The 23,098-nt window shown below is 67.4% G+C and carries 21 protein-coding genes, 1 tRNA gene and 3 pseudogenes; 17 read left to right on the top strand and 8 right to left on the bottom strand.

Going from position 1 to position 23,098, the window contains the following annotated elements; genetic code table 11:
• Positions 1-10 precede the first annotated feature (10 nt).
• The 3 genes from E3O11_RS10505 (at position 11) to E3O11_RS10495 (ending at position 1,843) form a co-directional block, all read left to right on the top strand.
• The gene (locus E3O11_RS10505) at positions 11-670 is read left to right on the top strand and encodes a GNAT family N-acetyltransferase (protein WP_092451036.1); all 660 of its coding nucleotides are present in this window, start codon (positions 11-13) and stop codon (positions 668-670) included.
• Between the two features lie 105 nt (positions 671-775).
• Complete coding sequence (locus E3O11_RS10500; protein ID WP_092451034.1) at positions 776-1,705, top strand: hypothetical protein; 930 nt, start codon at positions 776-778, stop codon at positions 1,703-1,705.
• 65 nt (positions 1,706-1,770) lie between these two features.
• A tRNA-Ala gene (locus tag E3O11_RS10495) sits at positions 1,771-1,843 on the top strand.
• 288 nt (positions 1,844-2,131) lie between these two features.
• Here E3O11_RS10495 and E3O11_RS10490 read toward each other — a convergent pair.
• Positions 2,132-2,914, bottom strand: a complete 783-nt coding sequence (locus tag E3O11_RS10490) for an IclR family transcriptional regulator (protein WP_241991154.1) — start codon at positions 2,912-2,914, stop codon at positions 2,132-2,134.
• 342 nt (positions 2,915-3,256) lie between these two features.
• Here E3O11_RS10490 and E3O11_RS10485 point away from each other — a divergent pair, with 342 nt between their 5' ends.
• Together E3O11_RS10485 and E3O11_RS10480 are read left to right on the top strand one after the other, a co-directional pair.
• A complete protein-coding gene (locus E3O11_RS10485) occupies positions 3,257-3,985 on the top strand; it encodes a CoA transferase subunit A (protein ID WP_092451031.1) in 729 nt (242 codons plus the stop codon).
• 3 nt (positions 3,986-3,988) lie between these two features.
• Positions 3,989-4,639 carry a CoA transferase subunit B gene (locus tag E3O11_RS10480; protein ID WP_092451029.1) on the top strand — a complete coding sequence of 217 codons (651 nt, stop codon included), beginning with the start codon at positions 3,989-3,991 and terminating at the stop codon, positions 4,637-4,639.
• 98 nt (positions 4,640-4,737) lie between these two features.
• On the opposite strand, the gene E3O11_RS10475 is transcribed toward E3O11_RS10480, so the two are convergent.
• Together E3O11_RS10475 and E3O11_RS10470 are read right to left on the bottom strand one after the other, a co-directional pair.
• Complete coding sequence (locus E3O11_RS10475) at positions 4,738-4,959, bottom strand: hypothetical protein (protein ID WP_092451027.1); 222 nt, start codon at positions 4,957-4,959, stop codon at positions 4,738-4,740.
• Positions 4,940-5,920 carry a trypsin-like serine peptidase gene (locus E3O11_RS10470; RefSeq protein WP_174775300.1) on the bottom strand — a complete coding sequence of 327 codons (981 nt, stop codon included), beginning with the start codon at positions 5,918-5,920 and terminating at the stop codon, positions 4,940-4,942. The genes E3O11_RS10475 and E3O11_RS10470 overlap by 20 nt, the downstream gene beginning before the upstream one ends.
• Before the next feature lie 225 nt (positions 5,921-6,145).
• Between E3O11_RS10470 and E3O11_RS10465 the strand changes: the two genes are divergently transcribed.
• From E3O11_RS10465 to E3O11_RS10450, 4 genes are read left to right on the top strand one after another with little or no spacing between them, the layout of a single operon-like run.
• Entirely contained in the window at positions 6,146-6,904 is a 759-nt protein-coding gene (locus E3O11_RS10465) for a LamB/YcsF family protein (protein WP_092451026.1), read from the top strand.
• 3 nt (positions 6,905-6,907) lie between these two features.
• Positions 6,908-8,467, top strand: coding sequence for a 5-oxoprolinase subunit B/C family protein (locus tag E3O11_RS10460; protein WP_092451025.1), 1,560 nt, complete (start codon positions 6,908-6,910; stop codon positions 8,465-8,467).
• A 3-nt stretch (positions 8,468-8,470) separates the two neighbouring features.
• On the top strand, positions 8,471-10,201 hold the full coding sequence (locus E3O11_RS10455; protein WP_092451024.1) for an acetyl/propionyl/methylcrotonyl-CoA carboxylase subunit alpha: 1,731 nt from the start codon (positions 8,471-8,473) through the stop codon (positions 10,199-10,201).
• 25 nt (positions 10,202-10,226) lie between these two features.
• On the top strand, positions 10,227-10,967 hold the full coding sequence (locus E3O11_RS10450) for a GntR family transcriptional regulator (protein WP_092451021.1): 741 nt from the start codon (positions 10,227-10,229) through the stop codon (positions 10,965-10,967).
• Here E3O11_RS10450 and E3O11_RS10445 read toward each other — a convergent pair.
• The 5 genes and pseudogenes from E3O11_RS10445 to pabB all read right to left on the bottom strand — a co-directional run bounded on the left by E3O11_RS10445 (position 10,952) and on the right by pabB (position 15,403).
• Positions 10,952-11,743: a putative hydro-lyase gene (locus E3O11_RS10445; protein WP_373866162.1), complete on the bottom strand. Its 792-nt coding sequence runs from the start codon at positions 11,741-11,743 to the stop codon at positions 10,952-10,954. The two genes, E3O11_RS10450 and E3O11_RS10445, sit on opposite strands and share 16 nt — an antisense overlap.
• Positions 11,740-12,969, bottom strand: coding sequence for an NRAMP family divalent metal transporter (locus E3O11_RS10440; RefSeq protein ID WP_241994698.1), 1,230 nt, complete (start codon positions 12,967-12,969; stop codon positions 11,740-11,742). The genes E3O11_RS10445 and E3O11_RS10440 overlap by 4 nt, the downstream gene beginning before the upstream one ends.
• Positions 12,970-13,461: 492 nt before the next feature.
• Complete coding sequence (locus E3O11_RS18570) at positions 13,462-13,674, bottom strand: hypothetical protein (protein ID WP_307725692.1); 213 nt, start codon at positions 13,672-13,674, stop codon at positions 13,462-13,464.
• Between the two features lie 73 nt (positions 13,675-13,747).
• Positions 13,748-13,834 (bottom strand): annotated as a pseudogene (locus E3O11_RS18565) (PadR family transcriptional regulator); the annotation flags it as partial.
• 120 nt (positions 13,835-13,954) lie between these two features.
• A complete protein-coding gene (gene pabB, locus E3O11_RS10430) occupies positions 13,955-15,403 on the bottom strand; it encodes an aminodeoxychorismate synthase component I (protein WP_092451016.1) in 1,449 nt (482 codons plus the stop codon).
• Positions 15,404-15,600: 197 nt separating this feature from the next.
• Between pabB and E3O11_RS18780 the strand changes: the two are divergent.
• The 8 genes and pseudogenes from E3O11_RS18780 to E3O11_RS10395 all read left to right on the top strand — a co-directional run.
• Positions 15,601-16,824 (top strand): annotated as a pseudogene (locus E3O11_RS18780) (FAD-dependent monooxygenase); the annotation flags it as partial.
• Positions 16,825-16,830: 6 nt separating this feature from the next.
• Positions 16,831-17,136 (top strand): annotated as a pseudogene (locus E3O11_RS18775) (dioxygenase family protein); the annotation flags it as partial.
• Positions 17,129-18,541, top strand: coding sequence for a lyase family protein (locus E3O11_RS18560; protein WP_307725691.1), 1,413 nt, complete (start codon positions 17,129-17,131; stop codon positions 18,539-18,541). The pseudogene E3O11_RS18775 and the gene E3O11_RS18560, both read left to right, overlap by 8 nt.
• Positions 18,538-18,801, top strand: coding sequence for a hypothetical protein (locus E3O11_RS17650; protein ID WP_092451010.1), 264 nt, complete (start codon positions 18,538-18,540; stop codon positions 18,799-18,801). Before E3O11_RS18560 ends, E3O11_RS17650 begins: the two co-directional genes overlap by 4 nt.
• A complete protein-coding gene (pcaDC, locus tag E3O11_RS18200; protein ID WP_092451008.1) occupies positions 18,798-20,117 on the top strand; it encodes a bifunctional 3-oxoadipate enol-lactonase/4-carboxymuconolactone decarboxylase PcaDC in 1,320 nt (439 codons plus the stop codon). Before E3O11_RS17650 ends, pcaDC begins: the two co-directional genes overlap by 4 nt.
• A 14-nt stretch (positions 20,118-20,131) precedes the next feature.
• Positions 20,132-20,926: a CoA transferase subunit A gene (locus E3O11_RS10405; protein ID WP_092451006.1), complete on the top strand. Its 795-nt coding sequence runs from the start codon at positions 20,132-20,134 to the stop codon at positions 20,924-20,926.
• Positions 20,926-21,600, top strand: a complete 675-nt coding sequence (locus E3O11_RS10400; RefSeq protein ID WP_092451004.1) for a 3-oxoacid CoA-transferase subunit B — start codon at positions 20,926-20,928, stop codon at positions 21,598-21,600. The genes E3O11_RS10405 and E3O11_RS10400 overlap by 1 nt, the downstream gene beginning before the upstream one ends.
• A 61-nt stretch (positions 21,601-21,661) precedes the next feature.
• Complete coding sequence (locus tag E3O11_RS10395; protein ID WP_092451002.1) at positions 21,662-22,885, top strand: acetyl-CoA C-acetyltransferase; 1,224 nt, start codon at positions 21,662-21,664, stop codon at positions 22,883-22,885.
• Positions 22,886-23,098 lie beyond the last annotated feature (213 nt).

Here is a 23,098-nt window from a genome sequence, read left to right as displayed (position 1 = left end):
CAGGCGAACCGTGCCGATCGCTATTCCCACCCTTCGCGAGGGGGCCGTCACCCTGCGCCCGATCCGATTGCGCGACGCCCGCGCCCTCGAGGGCGAACTTCTGGCCAACCGTTCCTGGCTGCGCAAGTGGGAGGCGACGAACCCGTACGCGCCGATGTCTTTCGACACGCGCGCGAGCATCCGGAGCCTGTTGACGCATTCGCGGTCGGGTAACGGTCTGCCATTCATCATCGAAAGCAACGGCGAACTGGCGGGCCAGCTGAACGTGTCGTCGATCACCTGGGGATCACTGTCATCGGCGACCATCGGCTACTGGGTGAGTGAGAAGTTCGCCGGCCAGTCGATCACGCCGATGGCCGTGGCGCTCGCGACCGACTACTGCTTCTATCAGCTCGGCCTGCACCGCATGGAGATCTGCATCCGCCCGGAAAACAAGGCGAGCCTGCGGGTCGTGGAGAAACTCGGCTTTCGCTATGAGGGATTGCGTCGCCGCTACATTCACATCAACGGTGACTGGCGCGACCATTTCTGCTTCGGTTTGGTCGCCGAGGAACTCACCCAGGGCGTGCTGCGCCGCTGGCACGATGGTCTGGTCCCAGCGGATGCCGCCACGGTCACCGCGGCCGATCTCGAGTCGGCCGCGCATCCGGTGCGGGTCATCGTTCGATGATCGCCCCGATTTGCCCCGTTCGGGGGCGGAATCAGCGTATTAACTTCGGTGACACGCCACCGGTAATCATCGGCTCTGGCCGCTGCGCCTCTTACCGTTGTCAACATGAGTAATGAGGCATTGGGTGGCGGGGTCATGGTGGCGGTGGCCGCCGTGCTCTGGGTCGCCTACCTGATGCCCACCTGGTCGCGCCGCAAGCAGTACCAGGCGACCGAAAAAAACGCCGTGCGGCTGCAGCAAACGCTGCGCATCCTGGCCGAAACCGCCGAGGTGCCGCACCAGGTGCGACTCGAAGCCACCGCCCGCACCGTGGCCGAGCAGCAACGTGTTCTGGCGCGCGCTGAGCAGAGCGAACGAGCCGAAGCGCAAGCGGTGGCGGATGCTGCCCGCGACGTTCGCCGCGCCGCTGCGGCCGTCGCTGCTGCCGCTGCGCCGCGCGTGGCGGAGTCGCCCGTTTCGAAGCTCCGGCGCCTGCGCCGTTTCCGCGGCCTGGTGTCGCTGATTCTGCTGGCCGGATTCGTGCTGGCCGTGACTGGGATCGCTCCCGCCCTGGCTGGCTCGTTCACCGCCTTGGTCGGTGGCGCAGTTGTCATGGTGGCCGCGTTCGGCATTCTCGGCCGGCTGGCCACGGTTGCCCGTTCGGCGCGTGTGGTGCGCGTGGACGCCCCGGTGGTGTTGCCCGTTCTGGTCGGCCAGGCCTTTGAGCCCGTGCAGCTTGAGGAGACCCCGGTTGCTGCGGCGACCTGGACGCCGCAGCCGGTGCCGCGAGCGATGCATCTCTCGCGCGGATCCATTGCGCAGACGGCGATGGCATCCGTTGAAGCGGCCAATCAGCTGCGCAAGGCCGCCGCCGAGGCGGAGGTCACGCGCCGCGCCGCAGCGCTCGCCGAGGAAGCAATCCGGGCCGCCACGCCGATCGCCAGGCCCGCGGTGGCTGCGGTGCCGAGCCGTTTCGCGTCGATGGGAATCGTCGGCGAAACCAGCCCCGGCATGACCGACCTCGACGCCGTGCTGCGTCGTCGCCGCGCCGTCTAATCGGCGGCTCGGGCGGGAAGCGGCGAAAGTGGCGGCCAGCCCGTGATATTCTTCAAAGGCAGTTTGGGGCTATGGCGCAGTTGGTAGCGCGTCTCGTTCGCAATGAGAAGGTCAGGAGTTCGAATCTCCTTAGCTCCACTCAGACTGTAAGAACAGCCCCGGCCTCGGTCGGGGCTGTTTTCATGCCCGGTCCGGGATGGTGCGCTTTGGCGAGGTGGTGAGACAGAACTGTCAGATTGGCAACGAGACTTTACAGCCCCTTGACGAGGACTCATGGGGCAAAAGGTGGTACCTCGCGTGGCCAGGCCGAGTTCAGCGGGTTGAAGATGACACCTCATGCAGGGCGGCACGGGTGCTGGGGCCGACGGCGTCAAGTTGCGCGCGGAAACGAGGGACGCGGGGCCGAAACTGGCATTGCGCGGGCGGTCAGGCTATCGGGGGGCGCTGCAGGGTCTGGGTGATGCGGCTGGCCTCGTCGAGCAGAAGTTGACCCAGAATCTTCTGCCGCTCGGGCTTGAATCGTGGTTCGATGCCGGTGAGGGAGAGCGCCCACCCCGGGCGACCGCTGCGATCGAAGATCGCGGCGCCCATGCCCCAGCTGCCCTCCAGGACGAGTCCCGGGTTGACCGCATAGCCCGTCACTCGGGTGCGTTCGAGATTGGCGCGGATGCTCGCGGGGGAGTGCTGGGCGCCCCAGCGAGCCGCGAAGGTCTCGGTGTCGACGGATCCTGTGTCGGCCAGGAGGGCATCCACTTCGGGCTCGGGCAGGTAGGCCAGAATGGCCATTCCAGCGGATGCCACCCCCAACGGAAAGCGCACCCCCTCGTGCAGCACGAAGGAGCGGATGGGGAAGCTGCCCTCTTCGCGGAGCAGACACACGGTTTCGGCGCCGCGCCGAATGGACAGGAAGGCGCTCTCCCCGGTCGCTTCGGCCAGGCGCACGAGGCTCGGCCGGGCCAGCTCCTCGATCGGATAGCGCGCCGCGGCGACGGTGCCCATGACGAACACCTCTGGGCCGTAGTGCCACGTGCGGCGCACGGCATCATGGTCGAGCAGGCCCTCGGCGGCGAGCGAGGTGAGTAGCCGGTGCACGGTGGGCCGGGTCAGGCCCGAGTCCCGCACGATCTCGGCCAGGGGCGTGCCGGCCGGGTTGCGCCCGACCAGGCGCAGCAGCAGGGCGATCCGGCCGGCGACCTGTGCGCCCGGCACCGACTGTGCGGGTTGTGCGGCGGGGACGGGGTGTGCGCTCTGAGCTGGCTGGCCGCCGCGTTCTGGGCGGGTGGCGCGAACCGAGGCATCGCGACCTGATTGCCCGGCCGGCACTGGCGACCCGTTGGGTGGCGTCGGCACGTCCGATGCGGCTGGTTGAGAGATTATTTCGCCTCCTGTGTCCATATTGTGGATGATTAATATCCTACTGTTCACGAGGTGGAAACGACGGAAGCTTGGGTTTGACAGGGCTTATCGGGTCTGAATAGCATGACGATATCGGCCGATGTCCACAAGGTGGACACTGCGGCAGGCGCGACACCAACTCGATGAGGAGAACGTATGTCCAAGGTTCAGGCCAGCGCCAGCGAGGCGCTGCACGACGTCCTGCGCGACGGGATGGTGCTCGCGGTCGGCGGCTTCGGCCTCAGCGGAATTCCGGCGGATCTCATCGACGCGGTGCGGGCATCCGCTGTGAAAGATCTCACCGTCGTATCGAACAATATGGGCGTCGACGGCAAAGGCCTGGGGGTGCTGCTTGAATCCGGGCAGGTGCGCAAGGTCATCGCCTCGTATGTGGGGGAGAACAAGCTGTTCGCCGAGCAGTTTCTGGCGGGGATGCTCGAGGTGGAGTTCAGTCCGCAGGGCACCCTGGCCGAGCGGTTGCGGGCCGGCGGCGCGGGAATTCCCGCCTTCTATACCAAGACCGGAGTCGGCACGCTCATCGCCGAGGGCAAGCCGCTCGCCGACTTCGACGGCGAAACGTATCTTCAGGAACGCGGCATCGTCGCCGACGTCGCACTGGTCAAGGCCTGGCGCGCCGACACCCTGGGCAACCTCGAGTACCGCTTTACCGCGCGCAACTTCAACCCGGTGGTCGCGACCGCCGGCATTATGACGATCGCGGAGGCCGAGATTATTGTGCAGCCCGGCGAGATCGATCCGAATCACGTGATCACTCCGGGCGTCTATGTGCAGCGCCTGGTTCAGGCCTTGGCCCGGGTCAAAGACATCGAACAGCGCACCGTGCGCAGTCGGCCCGTACTGGCCGGCGTACAGGCAGGGGAGTAGATCATGGCGTGGACCAGAGATGAAATGGCCGCGATCGCGGCGCAAGAACTGAGCGACGGCGACTACGTGAACCTCGGCATCGGCATTCCAACGCTCGTGGCCAACAACCTGCCCGAGGGAATTCAGGTGACGCTGCAGAGCGAGAACGGGCTGCTCGGCATGGGGCCGTTCCCGTGGGAGGGCGAGGAAGATGCCGACCTCATCAACGCCGGCAAACAGACCGTTACGGTACTGCCGGGGGCGTCGATCTTCGATTCGGCGACCTCGTTCGGCATGATCCGCGGTGGGCACGTGAAGGTCGCCATCCTCGGTGCCATGCAGGTCTCCGGCCAGGGTGACCTCGCCAACTGGACCATCCCCGGCAAAATGGTCAAGGGCATGGGCGGTGCGATGGATCTCGTGGCCGGAACCCCGCGCGTGATCGTGCTGACCGAACACGTCGCCAAGGATGGCACCCCGAAGATCGTCACCGAGTGCACCCTGCCGCTGACCGGCGTACGCGTCGTGGATCGCATCATCAGCGACACGGCCGTCTTCGATGTGACGCCGACCGGCCTCGTTCTGCGGCAGCGCGCCCCCGGCGTGAGCCTGCAGGACATCGAGGACACCACCGAGGCCGCCTTCACGGTCGAGGAGCTGGCTCCGAGCTGCTAGCAGGGGGAGCTTGCTCCGAGCTATGAGCAGGAGGAGCGTGCTGCCGCCTTCCGGCAAGGGAAGACCCCGTCCGAGTTTCGGACGGGGCCTTCCCTGTTTCAGGATGCCGGCGGCGGGGTCTCCGTGTCGGCTTCCGATTGCTCGGTTGGCGCGTCGTGCACGCGCGACCCGTCGGGGTTCAGGCGGATGACGCGCGGCCGGGCCGCGTGCATCCGTTCGTCGTCCCAGTCGGTTGCGTCGGGCCAGTCGGTTGCATCGGGATTGAGGCGCTGCCGGGCAACCGGGTCTGCGCCGCTCGGGTCAGGCTGACGCGGCGACATATGCGTTCTGGATGACCGAGCCCCAGTAGGGCCCGAACATGGTGTTCGCGATGTTGTTGTAGCCAAAACTGTTGACCGAGTTCTGCAGGCCGGTGGAGCCGCTGCCGATCATCCACGGGCCGCCCGAGGAGCCGCCGGTCATGTCGCACGGGATTCCCTGGGACTGGGTCTGGCCGTAGGGGTCGGCGCTGGCCGTGCCGTAGCAGGACTGCAGGGTCTCGCCGGTGAAGGGCGCAGCTGCCGGGTAACCGTAGGCCGTGTAGGTGAGGCCACGGCTCTGGTTGAACGTGACTCCGGACGCGCCGACGCTGTCGCTCAGCGACGTGCCGGTGGGTGAGGAGACGATGGCGAAGCCGGTGTCGTAGCTGATATCACCGCTGTTGCTCCACTGGGTGGGAGCGTAGAGCTCGGTGGCATTCCACTGGCCGAACGGGGCGGAGCCGTTCTCGTAGGCCGGTACGAAGATGAGGCGTGTGGCGAAATTGCCGGGGCCTTCGTTGACGCAGTGGCCGGCGGTGACGACAGTGTTCTCGTTGGCCGCGGAGATGGCGTTGCCGGAACAGACGTAGTCGGTGCCGCCGAGGGTGAAGAAGATTTTACCGATGTGGGAAATCGGGGAGACCTGGGTGGCTGCGGGCGACTGGTCCGAGTCCGCTGCCTGCGGGGACACCAGGGAGGTGGTTCCGGCCGCGACAGCACCGATCGCTCCGGCTGCCACGTTGTCCTGTACCAGGACCTCGCCGGGTATGGCGGACTGCATACGCTCCGGGGTCCAGTAGTCACCGCCCTGTTGGGTCTGCGGAACGACCCAGCGGTCGACATCCGCTGACGAGGTGGTGCCTGTCAACTCGGGCGCGATTGCGGCCGAGGCTGCGCCGGCCGACAGGAAACCGCCAGCACCGACCAGCGTGCCGATCAGAAGCGCCGAGAGGGCGCCGGTTCTAACTTTGCTTCGCATCATGTGCTTCACTCCAGTTATCGATCGCAACCAGCGGACCTTGTTGCCGCAGGTATTAACACAATATTGAGGAGTGCACTCGCTGTCTACCCCTTATGGGGGAGGCCCATTAGGGGTGTAGAACGTTCGGGCCAGGTCGCACTCCTTTGGATTCAGGGCTGATTTTACAGAGATTGTTGAACAATACACAGAAATACGGCAGTCTAGGGTGAACGAAAGACGGGGACCATGCCAACCATCGATCTGAACAGCGACGTCGGAGAGTCCTTCGGCAACTGGACCTTCGGCGACGACGCCGCCATTATCGCCTCGGTCACGAGCGTCAATGTGGCCGGCGGGTTCCACGCCGGCGACCCCACGACCATTCGCGCCACTTGCGCTGCTGCAGCTGCCGCCGGTGTCATGGTGGGCGCACACCCGGGCTACCGCGACCTGGCCGGATTCGGCCGCCGCTTCATCGAGATGGATGCCGCCGAACTTAGTAACGACGTGATTTACCAGATCGGCGCCGTGCAGGCCCTCGCCCGCGCTGCCGGCACCGCGGTGCGTTACGTGAAACCGCACGGCGCCCTCTACAACACGATCGCCCGTCACCCGGTGCAGGCGCAGGCCGTGGTTGATGCCGTGCTCGCCGTCGACTCGTGCCTGCCGCTCATGGTGTTGCCGAACAGCGAGATCGAACGGGCCGCCCAGGCCGCGGGCCTCCGCACCGTGGCCGAAGCCTTCGCGGACCGTGCCTACAACCCCGACGGCAGCCTGGTGTCACGCACGCTGCCCGGCGCGGTGCTGCACTCGGTCGAGGCGGTCACGGCGCAGGTCGTGCGCCTCGCCCTCGAGGGAACCGTCGTCGCCGTCGACGGTTCGGTCATCGCGGTGCCGGCAGAGAGCATCTGCCTGCACGGCGACACCCCCGGCGCCGTGCGGCTGGCCGCCGCGGTGCGCTCCGCGCTGCTGGCCGCCGGCGTTTCCGTGGCGAGTTTCGTCTAGCGGATGCCCACCCCCATCCGATCCATTCGCGCCGTGGGCGACCGGGCCGTGCTGGTGCAACTGGGCGGGCTGAGTGAGGTGCTCGGCCTGTATGAGGCGCTGCGTGAGCATCCGCTGCCCGGCCAGGTCGACGTCGTCGCCGCTGCCGAAACCGTGCTCGTGACTGCCGATTCGGCAGCAGCGGCCCGCGGCTTTGCGGCTGGGCTGCGCGCGATCGCGCCGCGCACCGCCGACTCCGGGCCGGACGAGCTCGTGACCATCGACGTGATCTACGACGGCGACGACCTCGAAGAGGTCGCCGAGTTCACCGGCCTCGACCGCGGCGGTGTGATCGCGGCGCACACCGGGCAGCTATGGACCGCCGCGTTCGGCGGCTTCGCCCCCGGCTTCGCCTATCTCGTCGGTGACGACCGGCTCACCGTCTCCCGGCGCAGCAGCCCGCGCAAGGCCGTTCCGGCCGGTGCGGTGGCGCTCGCCGACGGCTATTCGGCCGTGTATCCGCGGGTCACTCCCGGTGGCTGGCAGCTGATCGGCCGCACCGACGCCGCCCTGTGGAGCCTTGACCGCGATCAGCCGGCCCTGCTACAGCCCGGTAACCGGGTGCAATTTCGGGCCGTGCACGAGTTCGTGCGGGCCGCGCCGACGGCCCCGACGGCGCCAGCCGACCTGCCCGCCGACCTTGTCGTCGTGCAGCCCGGGCCGCAGACCACCGTGCAGGATCTCGGCCGCCCCGGCCTCGCCCACCTCGGCGTGGCCGGCGCCGGCGCCCTCGACCGCGGAGCCCTGCGCCGCGCCAACCGACTGGTTGGCAACCCTGCCTCCGCCGCAGTGCTCGAAAACGCCCTCGGCGGCCTCGTACTCGACGCCAGCACCGAGCAGGTGCTCGCCGTGGCTGGGGCATCCGTTCTCATCACGATCAGCAGAACGGATGCCGCACCCCGCGTTGTACCCACCGACGCCCCGTTCGCGCTGCACACCGGCGAACGGCTGACCCTCGGCGCCCCGCTGTGGGGCGTGCGCAGTTATCTCGCCGTACGCGGCGGTTTCGACCTGCCGCTCGTGCTCGGTAGCCGCTCGACCGACTCCATGTCCGGCGTCGGTCCGGCGCCGCTCGTTGCCGGCACCGAACTGACGGTGCTGCCGGCTGCGCCGACGAGCGTGGTCGGGGCGGCCGAACCCGCGCCGGCCCCGCCCGCGGAGGTTACCGTGCTGCGCTACGTTCCCGGCCCGCGCGCCGACTGGTTCAGTGCCGACATCCTCGCCGATTTCGACCGCACCGACTGGGTCGTCACCGCGCAGTCCAACCGCATCGGCCTGCGCCTGGATGGGCCGGCCCTCGAGCGGGCGCACGGTGGCGAACTGCCGAGCGAGGGCACCGTCTCCGGCGCCATCCAGCTGCCGGCCTCGGGCGTTCCGGTGTTGTTCCTCGCCGACCACCCGGTCACCGGCGGTTACCCGGTGCTCGGCGTGGTGCTGCACGCCGACCTCGACCGCGCGGCGCAGCTCGTAACGGGCGCGCGCATCCGCTTTGTGACCACATCAATTCCTTCGAACGAGAGCTGACCTGTGCAGAAAGTACTCATCGCCAACCGTGGCGAAATCGCCGTGCGCATCATTCGCGGTTGTTCCGACGCTGGGCTCGACTCGGTCGCCGTCTACGCCGACGTCGACGCCGACGCGCTGCACGTGGGGCTGGCCACCGAGGCCTATGCGCTTGGCGGCAACAGCCCGGCCGACACCTACCTGAACGTGCCGAAACTGCTGGCCATCGCGCGCCGCGCCGGTACCGACGCCGTACACCCCGGCTACGGATTTCTGTCGGAGAACGCTGACTTCGCCCAAGCCGTGCAGGACGCCGGGCTGGTCTGGATCGGCCCGAGCCCGGAGAGCATTCGGCTGCTCGGCAACAAGGTCTCGGCGCGCGAGATCGCCGTGCGGGTGGGTGCTCCGCTCGTGGAGGGGTCGAACGGCACCGTTGAGACCGCGGCCGAGGTGCGCGCCTTCGCCGAGGAGCACGGTCTGCCGGTGGCAATCAAGGCGGCGTTCGGCGGCGGCGGCCGGGGCATGAAGGTCGTCTGGGAGCTGGACGCCATCGAGGAATCGTTCGACTCCGCCGTGCGCGAGAGCGTTGCGGCGTTCGGGCGCGGCGAATGCTACGTGGAGCGCTTTCTGAACAAGCCCCGCCACGTCGAAGCGCAGATTCTGGCCGACGGCAACGGCACCGTGATCGTCGTCGGCACCCGGGACTGCTCGCTTCAGCGCCGCAACCAGAAGCTTGTCGAGGAAGCGCCGGCACCGTTTCTCACCGCGGACCAGCGCGACCTCATCTATACCTCGGCGAAAGCCATCTGCCGGGAGGCCGGGTATATCGGTGCCGGTACCGTGGAATACCTGCTGGCCGACGACGGCAGTATCTCTTTTCTCGAGGTGAACACGCGCCTGCAGGTGGAGCACCCGATCACCGAAGAGACCTCTGGCGTCGACCTCGTGCTCGCCCAGCTCGCCATCGCCGCCGGCGGGCCGCTGCCGGTCGCCGACGACCCGGTGCCGCACGGCCACTCCTTCGAATTCCGTATCAACGCCGAAGACCCCGGCCGCGGATTTCTCCCGTCACCGGGCACAGTGACGGCGTTCACCGTGCCGACCGGGCCGGGAATTCGGGTTGATGCCGGCATCCGCTCTGGTGATGCGGTGGCTCCGCAATTTGATTCGCTGCTCGCCAAACTCATCGTCACCGGCGCCGACCGGGCCCAGGCCCTTCGGCGGGCCCGCCGGGCGCTCGCCGAGTTCGAGATCGCGGGCCTGCCCACCGTGCTGCCGTTTCACCGTGCGGTGGTGAACCTGCCCGCGTTCATTGGGCCTGATCGGCTAGGCGTGTACACGAGCTGGATCGAAACCGAGTTCGCCGAGCAGATTGCCGCTGATTCCTCGCTCATGCCGGCAGCCCCGGCCCTGGCTCGCCGCACGATCACGATCGAACTCGACGGGCGCCGGGTGGCCCTCGGCCTGCCGGAGAACCTGCTGGCAGGTTTTGCGCAGGGCAGCGGGCCGGTGGCGCCAGCGCCGATCGAGCTGACCGATCCAGCCGAGCTGCGCTCCACCATGAGCGGCACCGTGGTCAAGTGGCTCGTCGACGCTGGCGCCACGGTCGCCGCGGGCGAGCCGCTGCTGGTGCTCGAAGCCATGAAAATGGAATCGACCGTCGTCGCGCACCGTTCCGGCCGCCTCGTGGGGCTGATCGTGGCTCCCGGCGACGCGGTGGCCGTGCACGCCGTCGTCGCGACCATCGAGGCTTGAGCGCGAGAGTCGATACTGTGTGGGTATGACCCTCGACGAGATCCTCCCCGACCTGCGTCGCCAGAGCGTCGACGTGCGCCACGCCGAAACGGGCCTGTGGGCCGCGTCGATGCTGCGCGATCGCATTTCGGCCGGCCAGCTCGCACCCGGCGCGAAGCTGTCGGAGGAACCGCTGTGCGAGGTGCTCGGCGTTTCCCGCAACACCCTGCGCGAGGCCTTCGCCACCCTAGCCCGCGAACACGTCGTCACCCGCATCCCCAACCGTGGCGTGTTCGTGACCCGCCCGACTGCCGACGACATTCGCGAGATCTACCGGGTGCGCCGCTTTCTCGAACCGGCCGCTCTCACCTGGTCGACCGATTACACAACGGATGCCCTCCACGCGGCCATTGCGCGTGCCCGGTCAGCCCACACCGACGGTTCGGTGCCGGGCATGGCCAGCGCCAACCAGGACTTCCACGCCGGGGTCGTCGCGCTTACCGGAAGCGACCGTCTTAATGCGCAGATGACGCAGGTGCTTGCCGAGATGCGGCTGGTGTTCCACTCGATGGTGGCCGATCCCCTATTCCACGCGCCCTACATCGACGACAACGCCATCATCCTGGCGAAATTCGAGGCGGGGGAGCGCTCCGAGGCGGCCGCGCTCATGGTCGACTACCTGCGCCGGGCCGAGCAACAGCTGCTCGAGGCGCACGCGCGCGCTAGGGCAGCGACGCGGCATCCGCTTGCGCAAACCGGCGCCCAGCGGGCCTACGGCACGAGGTAGTCGGAGTCGCGGGCATCCGTGATGAGCATGTGGCCGGGGGCGTGGCCGATCGCGAGTGGCGGACGTGACTCCATCACGGCCGCCTGCGGTGTGACGCCGCAAGCCCAGAACACGGGCACGAAGCCGTCGGGCACTGTCACCGCGTCGCCGAAATCGGGGCTGGCGAGGTCGCGGATTCCCAGATCGGCCGGATCCCCACTGTGTACGGGGGCGCCGTGCACGGCGGGGTAGCGGGCGGTGATGCGCGCGGCATCCGCTACTCGATCGGCACGGATCGGGCGCATCGACACGACCAGCGGCCCGGCCATACTGCCAGCGGATGCGCAGCGCCGGTTGGTGCGATACATCGGCACGTTGCGACCCTGCTCGATGTGGGCGATCGGAATGCCAGCCTGTTGCAATGCAGCCTCGAAGGTGAAGCTGCAGCCGACGATGAAGGTGACCAGGTCGTCGCGCCACCAGGCCGTCAGGTCGGTCGGTTCGGCCACGAGCACACCGTTCTCGTAGACCGTGTAACGGCCGACGTCCGTGCGAATGTCGCCGCCGGCCAGCAGTGGGCCGGTGGTCTGGCCGGCCTCGAGCACCCCGAGAATCGGGCACGGCTTGGGGTTGCGCTCGGCGAAGAGCAGCACGTCGAAGGCCTGCTCTTTCGGCACGATGATGAGATTGGCCTGGGTGAATCCGCTCGACCAGCCCGCCGTCGGTGTGACGAGTCCGCCGCGGAAGAGCGCACGGGCTTCGGCGGGCGAAAGAGCGGCCCGGTCGAGTGCGGTCACGCCCACAGCGCCGCGAGGCCACCGAGCGAGCGGTAACCCAGATACAGGGTGAGCAGCCAGGCGGCGACACCGATAACGAGCAGCCACTTGGGGTAGATGTAGCCGCCGAGCAGGTCGCGGCGGCGCCACGCCACCCAGAGGATGACCGCGAAACCGACGGGCAGAATGAGCCCGTTCACGGCGCCGGCCATGATGAGCAGCGTAGCCGGGGCCTGGCCGAGCAGGGTGAAGACCGTGGCCGACACCGCGATGAACACGCAGGTGGCGATGCTGCGCACCCGCGGCGAGGTCTTCGCGGTCGTGACGAAGGAGATCGATGTGTATGCGGCGCCTATGACCGAGGTGATCGAAGCGGCCCAGAGAATCACGCCGAACAGCTTGAGGCCGATGTCGCCGGCTGCTGACTGGAACGCTTCGGCCGCGAGGTTGTCACTGGTGAGGGCCACTCCGCCGGCGACGACGCCGAGAATCGCCAGGAACAACAGCACGCGGATGACACCGGTAATGATGATTCCGAGAACGGAGCTCTTGGTGATCTCGCCCACGTTTTCGGGGCCGGAGACGCCGGCGTCGATCATGCGGTGCGCCCCGGCATAGGTAATGTACCCGCCAATGGTGCCGCCGATGAGGGTGGTGATGATGAGAAAGTCGACGTTGTCGGGAATGACGGCATTCTTGAGGGCTTCACCGAGCGGTGGTTGCGACACGATCGCCACGTACCCGATAAGCAGGATCATGACCGCGCCGAGCACGACCACGATCTTGTCGAGGGCCACGCCGGCGCGCTTGCTCAGGAAGATGGCGATGGCGATGGCGGCCGATATGAGCCCGCCGATCTTCGGGTCGATGCCGAACAGAACGTTCGTGCCGAGGCCGGTTCCGGCGATGTTGCCCACGTTGAAGACGAGGCCGCCGATGCAGATGAGGGCGGCGAGAAACCAGCCGGCGCCCGGGAGTACGGTGTTGGCGAGTTCCTGGGCGCGCTTGCCGCTCACGCCGATCACCCGCCACACGTTCAGCTGAACGGCGATGTCCACGAGGATCGACACCAGGATGGCGAAAGCGAACGCCGCGCCGAGCTGCACTGTGAAGGTCGTGGTCTGCACGATGAAGCCCGGGCCGACCGCGCTCGTGGCCATGAGGAACATGGCTCCGAGCAGGGCCCCGCGGTGCCTGTTCTTGGGTTTCTTCAGTTTACGCGTGACGGGTGTGACGGACGTGGCCATGGGCGCTGCTCACTTCTTTGGGATACGAGTCAGCACCGGCGGTCACTGATTGTGAGACAGCCTATGATTGTTCAACAATCCCTGCAACTGTTTGGGGGATATTGGCTCAACTTGTAATCTGCCCGAAACGCGAGCGCGGTCAGAGCGCGCGCATTCGGTTGTTGCGCGGGTTGTGCTCGACCTCGGCCAGGCCGAGGGAATGGCCGTCTCGTCGCGATACATCAGGTATTCCGACGACCCCGCGGAGTGCGCAGCACCAACGGGTCGTCTTTGCTGCCGGTTTCGATGCTCGTGTCGGTCATGACTGTCTCCTCGTGATCGCGCCGTTGGGTCGTGCCGATTTTGGCCCAGTGCGCCCGAAATTGGCACGACAGCGCACGCACGTAGGCTCGTTCTGTGGCTCATTGACGAATTCCCGTCACAACCCACGACACGGCAAGCGGATGCGTCCGCCGCCACCCGCGCGTGCAGCATTGGGCCCCGCTGGCCGTGTCAAGGGGCGGTCGGCGGCGCGGAATCCGCTTTGATGAGCTCGTCGATGAGCCGGAGTCCCCGCTCGGCCCACTCGATCTCGTGCTCAGCCCGCGCGATCAAACCCTCGTAGGTGTAGCGCTTGTAGACGCGGATGCTCGCGTGCTCGCTCTTGGGCGCGTGCGCGAGACGTTTTTCGAGCATCGCGCTGGTTCCGGTGTCGATCTCCCGCACTTTCTCGAGCCATTCGGCGCGGCCCCCGCGGCACCTCGGTACCGACCAGCAGCCCATCGGCCTCCATGCGCCGCAGTTCCGGATAGAGCTGCGAGTCGGACGCATGCCAGACGTGCGAAACGGATGCCTGGAACGCCTTGGACAGGTCGTACCCGGTCATCGGTTCCACGGTAAGGAGCGCCAGCACGGCGTGGCGAAGACTTACGGAGACTTCCATCTCGGTCGTGCTGGTAACAATAAGCATAGGTAGTTCGGGCCGGCCCTGACCGGACAGGCCTCGTCAGGCGATGATCACCGCAGACGCGGCGGCCAGCAGCGGCGCGGCCTTGAGCAGCGTTTCCTCGTACTCTTCCTCAGCTACCGACCAAACGGTGATGCCGCCACCCGCGCCGATGGTCGTCGTCGTCGGTCCAATTACGAGGCTTCGAATGGTCACGCCCAGGTCGACGCGACCGTCTGCCCCCATGTATCCGAAGGCGCCGGCGTAGGGTCCCCGGGCACCGCCTTCGAGTCGATCGATGATGCTCATCGCGCTGTGTTTTGGCGCTCCGGTCATAGACCCGGCCGGCAGACATGCCTCAACGGCGTCGACCCAGGTAAGTCTTGGGTCGATCTTCGCCGAGATGGTGCTCACCAGTTGGTGCACGTTTTGGTAGGATTCGACCCGGAGTAAATCGGGGACCTGCACCGAGCCGGTTTCGGCCACCCGACCCAGATCATTGCGCATGAGATCCACGATCATCACGTTCTCCGCGATCTCCTTATGATGACCGGCCAGCTCGGTGATCAGCCCGGCATCTTCTTCGGATGTTCGGCCTCGGGGACGCGTACCCTTAATCGGTCGGGTCGTCATCGTTTTGTCCGGGCACACCTCGAGGAACTGCTCAGGGGAGGAACTCAACAGCGCGAAGTCGGCGAAACGGATCAACGCTCCATGGTGTGCGGGGTTCAGGCGACGCAACCGGTGATAGGTCTGGACCGGGTCCAGGGCTCCCTCGATGGTGATCTCGTTGGTCAGGCAGATTTGGTAGGCATCACCCTCCGTGATGGCATCCCGGCATTGCTCGACCAGGTCGACGTACTCCGCGTGGGTATGACGTAGCGAGGCCTTCCTCGGCTGCCCGACTTCCGGGAGCGGCGGTACCGTGCTTCCGACCAGGGAGAGGAGGGTCGCCTGAACGTCCCGGACCCACAGCTTTGCTGTCGGCGACCCGGCGGGGACGCGGAGGGACATGGTTGACGCGCGGTGGTCGAAGGCGATAATGCGATCGGCCCACATCAGGGCAGCGTCGGGCAGGGCAGACGCGTGACGCGGCGACCCCACCGTTTTGGCCCCCAGTTCATAACCCAGCCACCCGACCCAGCCGATCCGCAGACCGTCGGCCGGGTCAGCCACCGGGTCAGCCACCGGGCCGGCTCCGCGACTGGTGGTCGTCAGCCGGAGCAGGTCGAAGATCGAGCCCTCGAACCTGTCGCTCGTGCCCACTCCCGAGACGAGGACGGTGTCGCCGGCGCCGGACGCCGTGACCACCGGGGCCGATGGCGAGGGCAATCCCAGGTAGCTCACCCCGGTCTCTGCTTCGAACCCGCTATCAAGCCAAAAGGCGTTTTTCTCAGACTTCAGGAGACGCAGGAATACGAGTTCGGGGTCGACCCAGAAGTCCAGAACAATCTCTCGACAGGTCACCGCGTCTGCTGGTTGCAGCAGCCGTTCCTGCAACCCGGTCATGATTCCCCCTTTTCAGATGCCACCGTGCATTGCAACCAGATTGTCCCGAGCGCGCGTTGGCAACGAGGTTCAGATAAATCATATCTGCGAGGTAAAAGCGCAGCGGCGCACGCTCCACGAAAACGGCGGCAGGGCCTCGGCCCGCACGACACAACTCCAGTTCGGTGAAGCCCCGGTTTCGAGTCGCGTGGGGATCGATGTCAGGAAAACCCGCGCGGTCTCGGCAACCCGAGGGGGAGCTTGCGCTCCCCGTCGACGATCGTTCCGTCGCGGCCAGGCTCTTCGCCATTCTCGACGCGTTCGCAGCGCCCGCCGGGGCGACGTCGCTCACCCTGACCCTGACGGCCATTGCCCAACGTGCTGGCCTGCCGCTCTCCACCACGCACCGGCCTGTCGCCGAGTGGGTGAGCTGGGGCGGCCTGAGCAAGCACGAGAATGGGCAGGACTCGCTCGGCATGAAACTGTGGGAGCTCGGGGTGCAGACGCCGACCGCCCGCAACCTGCGCACGATCGCGCTGCCCTACCTGGAAGACCGGTATGAGACGACGCGGGAACACGTGCACCTCGCCATCCTCGACGAGCGCGACGCTCTGTACCTGGAAATGCTCTCGGGCCACCACTCGATTCGCTTGATCTCGCGGGTCGGCGCTCGCCTACCGCTGCGCTCGACCGGGGTGGGGCTGGTGCTGCTGGCGCACGCTCCGCCGGACGTGGTGCAGCGGTATCTCGCCGCGAGCCTCGAGCGCTTTCTGCCGCGCACGGTCACCGAGCCCGAGGCGGTGCGCAAGCGTTTGGCGGAAATTCGCCTGACCGGGATCGCCCGCATGTCTAAGGAGATGGCGGCTGGCTCAAGCTCGTTGGCGGCACCCGCACGACCGAAACGGTCGACCCCGCGCGTGACCTTCGTGCACGACTGCGAGCACCACACCATCGACGCCGACTTCGTCGTGGGCGCCGACGGCTTTCACGGCATCTGCCGGGCGTCGATTCCCAGCGAAGAAATCACCCTGTTCGACCGTAGCTACCGCTACGCCTGGCTCGGCATCCTCGCTGACGTTGCACCCGCCTCCGACGAGCTGATCTATGCGCTGCACGAAGACGGTTTCGCGATGCTGTCGATGCGTTCGCCGGTCGTCTCCCGCCTCTACCTGCAGGTCGACCCGGCCGACGATATCAAGAACTGGTCGGACGGGCGCATCCGGGAGGCGCTGCACGCCCGGCTCGGCACGCCCAGCTGGACCCTGAACGAAGGCCCGATCACCGACAAATCGATCACCCCGATGCGCAGCTTCGTGGTCTCCCGCCTGGCCTACGGCAACGTGTTTCTGGTCGGCGACGCCGGCCACATCGTGCCGCCGACCGGCGCGAAGGGTCTCAACTCGGCCATCTCCGACGTCACCCAGCTCGCGAGCGCGCTCACCGCGTTGATCAAGCCCGGGACGTGCCCGTGGAAGAACCACGTGAATGAGTGGCGCCCAGCGCACATTCACTTTTCGCTGTTTGGCACCGCGTTCACTCAGCGTCTGATTACCCAGATGTACTTTCCGGGTGACCCGCTGTTCGCGCTCGACCCGATTTACCAGTCGATTGCCTCAGCTGATGCCCGCGCCCGCCTGATCGGGCAGTACGACCACAGCCTGAGCGTGCCCGAGTTCACGCTCGGCTACACCTGGGACATCGTGCTAACCGGACCCAAGTTCACCTGGATGGAAAGCGAAGAAGCCCATGACTGACCTTGCCGAAGTAGCTGCCGCCGTGCAGACCACCACCCCGCAGAAGCATGCTCTGCAGACCCCGTCGCAGACGATCGGCCCGTTCTACGGCTACGCCCTGCCCTTTGCGGGCGGGCCGGAGCTGGTCCCCGGGTACCATCCCCGCGCCATCCGCTTTCATGGCACCGTCACCGACGGCGCCGGCGAGCCGATTCTTCACGCCCTGCTCGAGATCTGGCAGGCCGACGGGAGCGGCGTGCTCAGCCGCTCCCGTGGCAGCATCGACCGCGACGGGTTCACCTTCACCGGCTTCGGCCGGGGTGCGACCACGATCGCTGGCAACTACACCTTCACGACGGTCAAGCCCGGTGCAGCCGGTTCAGCAGCGCCCTACATCCTGGTGACGGTGTTCGCGCGCGGTGTCACGCACCACCTCTCTTCACCCGGGCCTACTTCGCCGAGGACGCCGTGCTGCACGCGACCGACGCCGTGCTCAGCGCGGTTCCGGTCGACCGCCGCAGCACGCTTATCTGCGTCTCAGAGGGAATCGTCGGGGGAGCCGAGTCGTACCGCTTTGATATTCGCGTGCAGGGCGAGAACGAGACCGTTTTTTTGGACTTTGATGCCTGACCACAGCATTGATGCCGGGCTGCTCAACCCGCTGAGCCACGGCAGCCGGGAATCCGAGCTGACCCGCGACCAGACGTGGCTGCAGGCAATGGGGGACGCCGAGCTCGCCCTCACCCGCGCGCTCGTCGAGGTCGAGCTTGCCCCCGAGTGGATGCTCGCGGTCTGCGATGCACTCGGGGACGCGAGCCAGTTCGACCTCGGTGCGATCGCTGTCGAGGCCAGGGGCGGCGGCAACCCCGTGATCCCGTTCGTGAAGCACCTCGGCCGCGCCGCCGAGAAGGTGAGGGCCGGAGCATCCGACCACATTCACGTCGGCGCGACCAGCCAGGACAACCGCGACACCCTGCCCGTGCAGTTCGGCGGCGGGGTCGGCAACTTCGCCGTACGCACCGAAATCGCCGAGGTGAGCGAGCGTCTCGCTCCCGGCCAGGGTGGTTCCAGCGCCATGCCGCACAAACGCAACCCGGTGTCCGCCGTGCTGATCACGGCGGCTGCGCTGCAAACGCCGGGTCTGGCATCCACTCTCTATGGCAGCATGCTCGCCGAAGACCAGCGGCCGAGCGGGGCCCGGCATGCCGAATGGCAGTCGCTGCGTGTGCTCGAACGGCTCACGATCTCGGCGGTGACCGGCGCCGCGTCGCTCGCCTCGACGTGGACCCGGAGCGCATGCGCGCTAACCTCGACGTCACCGACGGACTCCTGTTCAGCGAACGGGTCACCACAATTCTGGCCGAGACCGTCGGCAAGACCACCGCGTTTTCGCTGGTCGAGCGCGCCTCGCAGGAGGCCTTCGTGACCAACCGGCCGCTGCAGGTCGTGCTCGCGAGCATCCTCATCGCCGAGGGCTGTTCCGACGAACTGCGCGCGCAGATCTGGGCGGCCTTCGACTATGAGGGCCAGCCGGGGCAGTCGGCGGCGGGCATCGACCGCGTCGTGCGCGCGTTCCGGCAGCGAGCGGATGCCGTGAAGCGGCGTGCCGAGGCAGCCGCCGCAACCGATATGGTCGAAGCAGGCACCGGCGCAGCCCACTCCAACAAAGACGTAAGGATTTCATGAGCCAGCCCGTCATCCTGTGCACCATCGAGCCGGCCGCGACCGGCGACGCCAACGCGCCGCTCATCGTTCTCGGCCCCTCGCTCGGCACCACGGCCGACCTCTGGGCCGACCTCTGGGCCGGCGTCGTGCCGACGCTCGCCGTGACCCACCGGGTACTCAGCTTCAACCTGCCCGGGCACGGGTTCAGTCCTCGTGCGACCGCAGAGTTCACGATCGAGGAGATCGCCGACGCCGTCGTCGGCCTGGTCGACTCCCTCGGCGTCGACAGCTTTCACTACGCCGGAATCTCGCTCGGCGGGGCCATCGGCCTGGCCCTGGCTGTGAACCACCCGAGCCGCCTGACGAGCCTCGCGGTGTTCTGCTCCGGCGCAACAATCGGCACCGCGGAGGCCTGGACCGATCGAGCCGCCGGCGTACGCGCGAGCGGCACCCCCTCGCTCATTATCGGCAGCGCCAGTCGCTGGTTCGCCCCCGACTTTCTCGGTCGCGACCCCAAGGCCGGATCAAACGCGCTCGATGCGCTGCTCGACATCGACGACGAATCCTATGCGCTCGCTTGTGAAGCGCTCGCTATTTTCGATCAAACGGATGCACTCAGCGCTATCCGCACGCCCGTCCTGTGCGTGTCGGGCGAACTCGATACGGTGACACCGACCGTGCAGTTGCAGGAGCTGGCGGCGCGCATTCCCGGCGCCCGTGCCGTGGAGATCGCCGGGGTCGCGCACCTGCCGGCGCTCGAGCAGCCGATCGAGGTCGGCGCACTGCTCGGGGAATGGCTGGCCGGCGCTTCGGCCCGGGCCGGAGCCGCGGGGGCTTCTGCGGGCGACTCGTCCGCAAGGCGACCCAGCGACTCGGCCGAGCCGCTATCGGCTGACCGCACCGCGGCATCCGCTTATGCGGACGGCGTGCTCGTGCGTCGCGCGGTTCTCGGCGATATGCACGTCGATGCGGCCACGGCTGCGATCACCCCCGAAACCGCGGTGTTTCAGGACTTCATCACGCGCTATGCCTGGGGCGAAGTATGGACGCGGCCGGGGCTCGACCGTCGTACTCGCAGCTTCCTGACCATCGCCGCGCTCGTCACCGGCGGGCATGAGGGCGAGCTCGCGATGCACGTGCGCGCGGCCCTGACCAACGGGCTGAGCCGCGCCGAGGTTAGCGAAGCCATCCTGCACACCGCTATCTATGCGGGCGTACCCGCCGCCAACGCCGCGTTCGCCGTGGCCCGGGAGACCTTCGCCGGGCTCGATGCGGCTGCCACCGAACCCGATACCGACGCGACCACGCCCGACGACACCGCCATTCGGCCGAGCTAAAGGACCCAAGCACCATGGACAAGACCTATCCCTCCGCCGCGGCCGCCGTCGCTGACATCCCCGACGGGGCCTCGCTCGCCGTCGGTGGCTTCGGCCTGGTCGGCGTGCCGATCGTGCTCATTCGCGCGCTGCTCGCCCTCGGCAGCACCAACCTGCACGTCGCCTCGAACAACTGCGGCGTCGACGGCTGGGGGCTCGGCGAACTCCTTCGGGAGGGCCGCATAGCCAGGGTCATCGCCTCGTATATCGGCGAGAACAAGGACTTCGCTCGCCGTTACCTCGGTGGTGAACTCGAGGTCGAGCTGACGCCGCAGGGCACCCTCGCCGAACGGCTGCGGGCTGGCGGCACCGGAATTCCCGCGTTCTACACCGCGAGTGGCGTCGGAACCATGGTCGCCGACGGCGGACTGCCGTGGCGCTACGGCCCGGATGGCGAGGTGACGGTGTCATCGCCGCCGAAGGAGACACGACGCTTCTCTTCGCTCGGCAGCGAGAAGGAATACGTCCTGGAAGAGGCCATCGTCACCGACTATGCCCTGGTGCGGGCCGCGAAGGGCGACCGGCACGGCAACCTGGTGTTCGAGAAATCGGCCCGCAACTTCAACCCGGTCGCCGGCATGGCCGGCCGGATCACCATCGCCGAGGTCGACGAACTGGTGGAACCGGGGCAGATCGACCCGGACGAGGTGCACCTCGCCGGCATCTACGTGAACCGCATCGTGCAGCTCGGCGCGGTGGACGCCGCCGACCTGCCGATCGAGAAAACGACGACGCGGCCGCGGCCTTCGTCTGAAATTGGAGCGAACTGATGGCCCTTACGCGTAATGAGATGGCGGCCCGCGCCGCCCAGGAGCTCGCCCCCGATTCCTATGTCAATTTGGGCATCGGGTTGCCGACCCTCATTCCGAACTTTCTGCCCGAGGGGGTGCACGTCGTGCTGCACTCCGAAAACGGGGTGCTCGGCGTCGGACCCTACCCGTGGGATGGTGAGGCCGATCCCAAGCTCATCAACGCCGGAAAGGAAACCGTCACCGTCAATCCCGGCGCCGCGTACTTCGACTCGGCACAGAGCTTCGGCATGATTCGCGGCGGCCTGATCGACGTGGCCGTGCTCGGCGCCATGCAGGTCAGTGTGGTCGGTGACATCGCCAACTGGGCGGTGCCCGGCAAGATGATCAAGGGTATGGGCGGTGCGATGGACCTGGTGGACGGCGCCGACACCGTGATCGTCGTGATGGAACACGTGACCAAGACGGGCGAGTTCAAGATCAAAGAGGTCTGTGACCTGCCCTTAACCGGCAAGGCCGTCGTCACCCGCATTATCACCGACCTCGCCGTGATCGACGTCACTCCCGAGGGGCTTGTGCTGCGCGAGGTCGCGCCCGGCGTCACCGCCCTGGCGGTGCAGGCCGCCACCGAGGCGACCCTGCTCGTGCCCACCCCGCCAACCACGATCACGACGCTGCTCGGCGTTGCCGAATGATGCTCGTCGCCGCGACCGTCCTCACCTCCCATACCACCATCCTCAGCAACGGAGCCGCCGCATGACCATCACCACCCTCCGCCAGATCGTCATCTGCGAACCGCTTCGCACCCCGATCGGCCGCTTCGGCGGCGCGTTCAAAACCGTCGCGCCGGCCGACCTCGCCGCGGCCGTCATTGTCGCGCTGATGGAACGCACCGGCCTCGACGGTGCCGTCGTCGACGACGTCATCTTCGGCCAGGCCTACCCCACGGCCGAGGCCGCGCCGGTCGCCCGCGTCGCCGCCCTCAACGCGGGCCTGCCCGTCACCGTCGGCGGGGTGCAGGTCGATCGTCGTTGCGGCAGCGGTCTGCAGGCCATCCTCGACGCTGCGATGCAGGTGCAGACGGGGGTCAGTGACCTCGCCATTGCCGGCGGCGTGGACGTCATGAGCCAGGCCCCCATCTACACGGTCGATTCCCGCTGGGGCCTGGCCGGAACCGCCGGGGTGCTGCTGCGGGACGCCCTCGGCCGTGGCCGCGAAACCGCCGGTGGACGCCACTATCCGGTGCCCGGCGGCATGCTCGAAACCGCCGAGAACCTGCGCCGCGACTACAGTCTCGACCGCGTCGAACAAGACGAGCTCGCCGTCGAATCCCAACGCCGCGCCCTCGCCGCCGTCGCCGACGGCCGCTTCGTGGACGAGATCGTGCCGGTCACCGTGCCCGGACGCAAGGGCCCCATCGTCGTCTCGGTCGATGAAACCCCGCGCGAAAGCACCCTCGAAGCCCTCGCCGGCCTGAAACCGATCATGGGCAAAGCGGATGCCGCCGCCACCGTCACCGCCGGCAACGCCAGCGGGCAGAACGATGCGGCCGCCGCGTGCATCGTGACCACCCCGGAGCGGGCGGCCGAGCTCGGCCTGACCCCTCTGGTGCGGCTCGCGTCCTGGGCACGGGCCGGCGTCGAACCCTCCCGCATGGGCCTCGGCCCGGTGCCGGCGACGAAGCTCGCGCTGGAGCGTGCCGGCCTGACCCTGGCCGACATCGACCTGATCGAACTCAACGAGGCCTTCGCCGCGCAGGTACTCGCCGTCAGCCGGGAGTGGAACTTCACCCCGGAAGACTGGGCCCGCACCAACGTCAACGGCTCGGGCATCTCGCTCGGCCACCCGGTCGGCGCCACCGGCGCACGTATCCTCGCCACCGCCGCCCGCCACCTGCAGCGTACCGAAGGCCGTTACCTCCTCGAAACCATGTGTATTGGCGGTGGGCAGGGACTCGCGGCCATCTTCGAGCGCGCCTAACGACATCCGGTTGGCGAAGACCTGGTCTGCCGTCACCGAACCGTGAGTTCCCCCCATCGACCCGTGAGTTTCGGCCGCCGAGTCGTGAGTTTCGGCCCGAGAACCCGCGGCAAAGTCATATGGTCGTAGCAACGCTCTAGTGATTGGAGCGTTTTATGGTCAAGTTGTTTCCGCCGAATACTCGCACTGAGTTCATTGATCTCGTGTGTGCGG

This window comes from Cryobacterium levicorallinum, from assembly GCF_004402405.1.
In the GTDB taxonomy this organism is placed as follows: Bacteria; Actinomycetota; Actinomycetes; order Actinomycetales; family Microbacteriaceae; genus Cryobacterium; species Cryobacterium levicorallinum.
Note: the sequence above shows the minus strand (reverse complement) of the source record. Positions and strands in the feature narration are given on the sequence as shown.

Coding starts and splice junctions, on each gene's coding strand:
- E3O11_RS18560 (WP_307725691.1), top strand. CDS start 17,129: ATGACTGACCTTGCCGAAGTAGCTGCCGCCGTGCAGACCACCACCCCG.
- E3O11_RS10460 (WP_092451025.1), top strand. CDS start 6,908: ATGCCCACCCCCATCCGATCCATTCGCGCCGTGGGCGACCGGGCCGTG.
- pcaDC (WP_092451008.1), top strand. CDS start 18,798: ATGAGCCAGCCCGTCATCCTGTGCACCATCGAGCCGGCCGCGACCGGC.
- E3O11_RS10480 (WP_092451029.1), top strand. CDS start 3,989: ATGGCGTGGACCAGAGATGAAATGGCCGCGATCGCGGCGCAAGAACTG.
- E3O11_RS10465 (WP_092451026.1), top strand. CDS start 6,146: ATGCCAACCATCGATCTGAACAGCGACGTCGGAGAGTCCTTCGGCAAC.
- E3O11_RS10400 (WP_092451004.1), top strand. CDS start 20,926: ATGGCCCTTACGCGTAATGAGATGGCGGCCCGCGCCGCCCAGGAGCTC.
- E3O11_RS10500 (WP_092451034.1), top strand. CDS start 776: ATGAGTAATGAGGCATTGGGTGGCGGGGTCATGGTGGCGGTGGCCGCC.
- E3O11_RS10405 (WP_092451006.1), top strand. CDS start 20,132: ATGGACAAGACCTATCCCTCCGCCGCGGCCGCCGTCGCTGACATCCCC.
- E3O11_RS10450 (WP_092451021.1), top strand. CDS start 10,227: ATGACCCTCGACGAGATCCTCCCCGACCTGCGTCGCCAGAGCGTCGAC.
- E3O11_RS10395 (WP_092451002.1), top strand. CDS start 21,662: ATGACCATCACCACCCTCCGCCAGATCGTCATCTGCGAACCGCTTCGC.
- E3O11_RS10485 (WP_092451031.1), top strand. CDS start 3,257: ATGTCCAAGGTTCAGGCCAGCGCCAGCGAGGCGCTGCACGACGTCCTG.
- E3O11_RS10475 (WP_092451027.1), bottom strand. CDS start 4,959: ATGTCGCCGCGTCAGCCTGACCCGAGCGGCGCAGACCCGGTTGCCCGG.
- E3O11_RS10440 (WP_241994698.1), bottom strand. CDS start 12,969: ATGGCCACGTCCGTCACACCCGTCACGCGTAAACTGAAGAAACCCAAG.
- pabB (WP_092451016.1), bottom strand. CDS start 15,403: ATGACCGGGTTGCAGGAACGGCTGCTGCAACCAGCAGACGCGGTGACC.
- E3O11_RS10470 (WP_174775300.1), bottom strand. CDS start 5,920: ATGATGCGAAGCAAAGTTAGAACCGGCGCCCTCTCGGCGCTTCTGATC.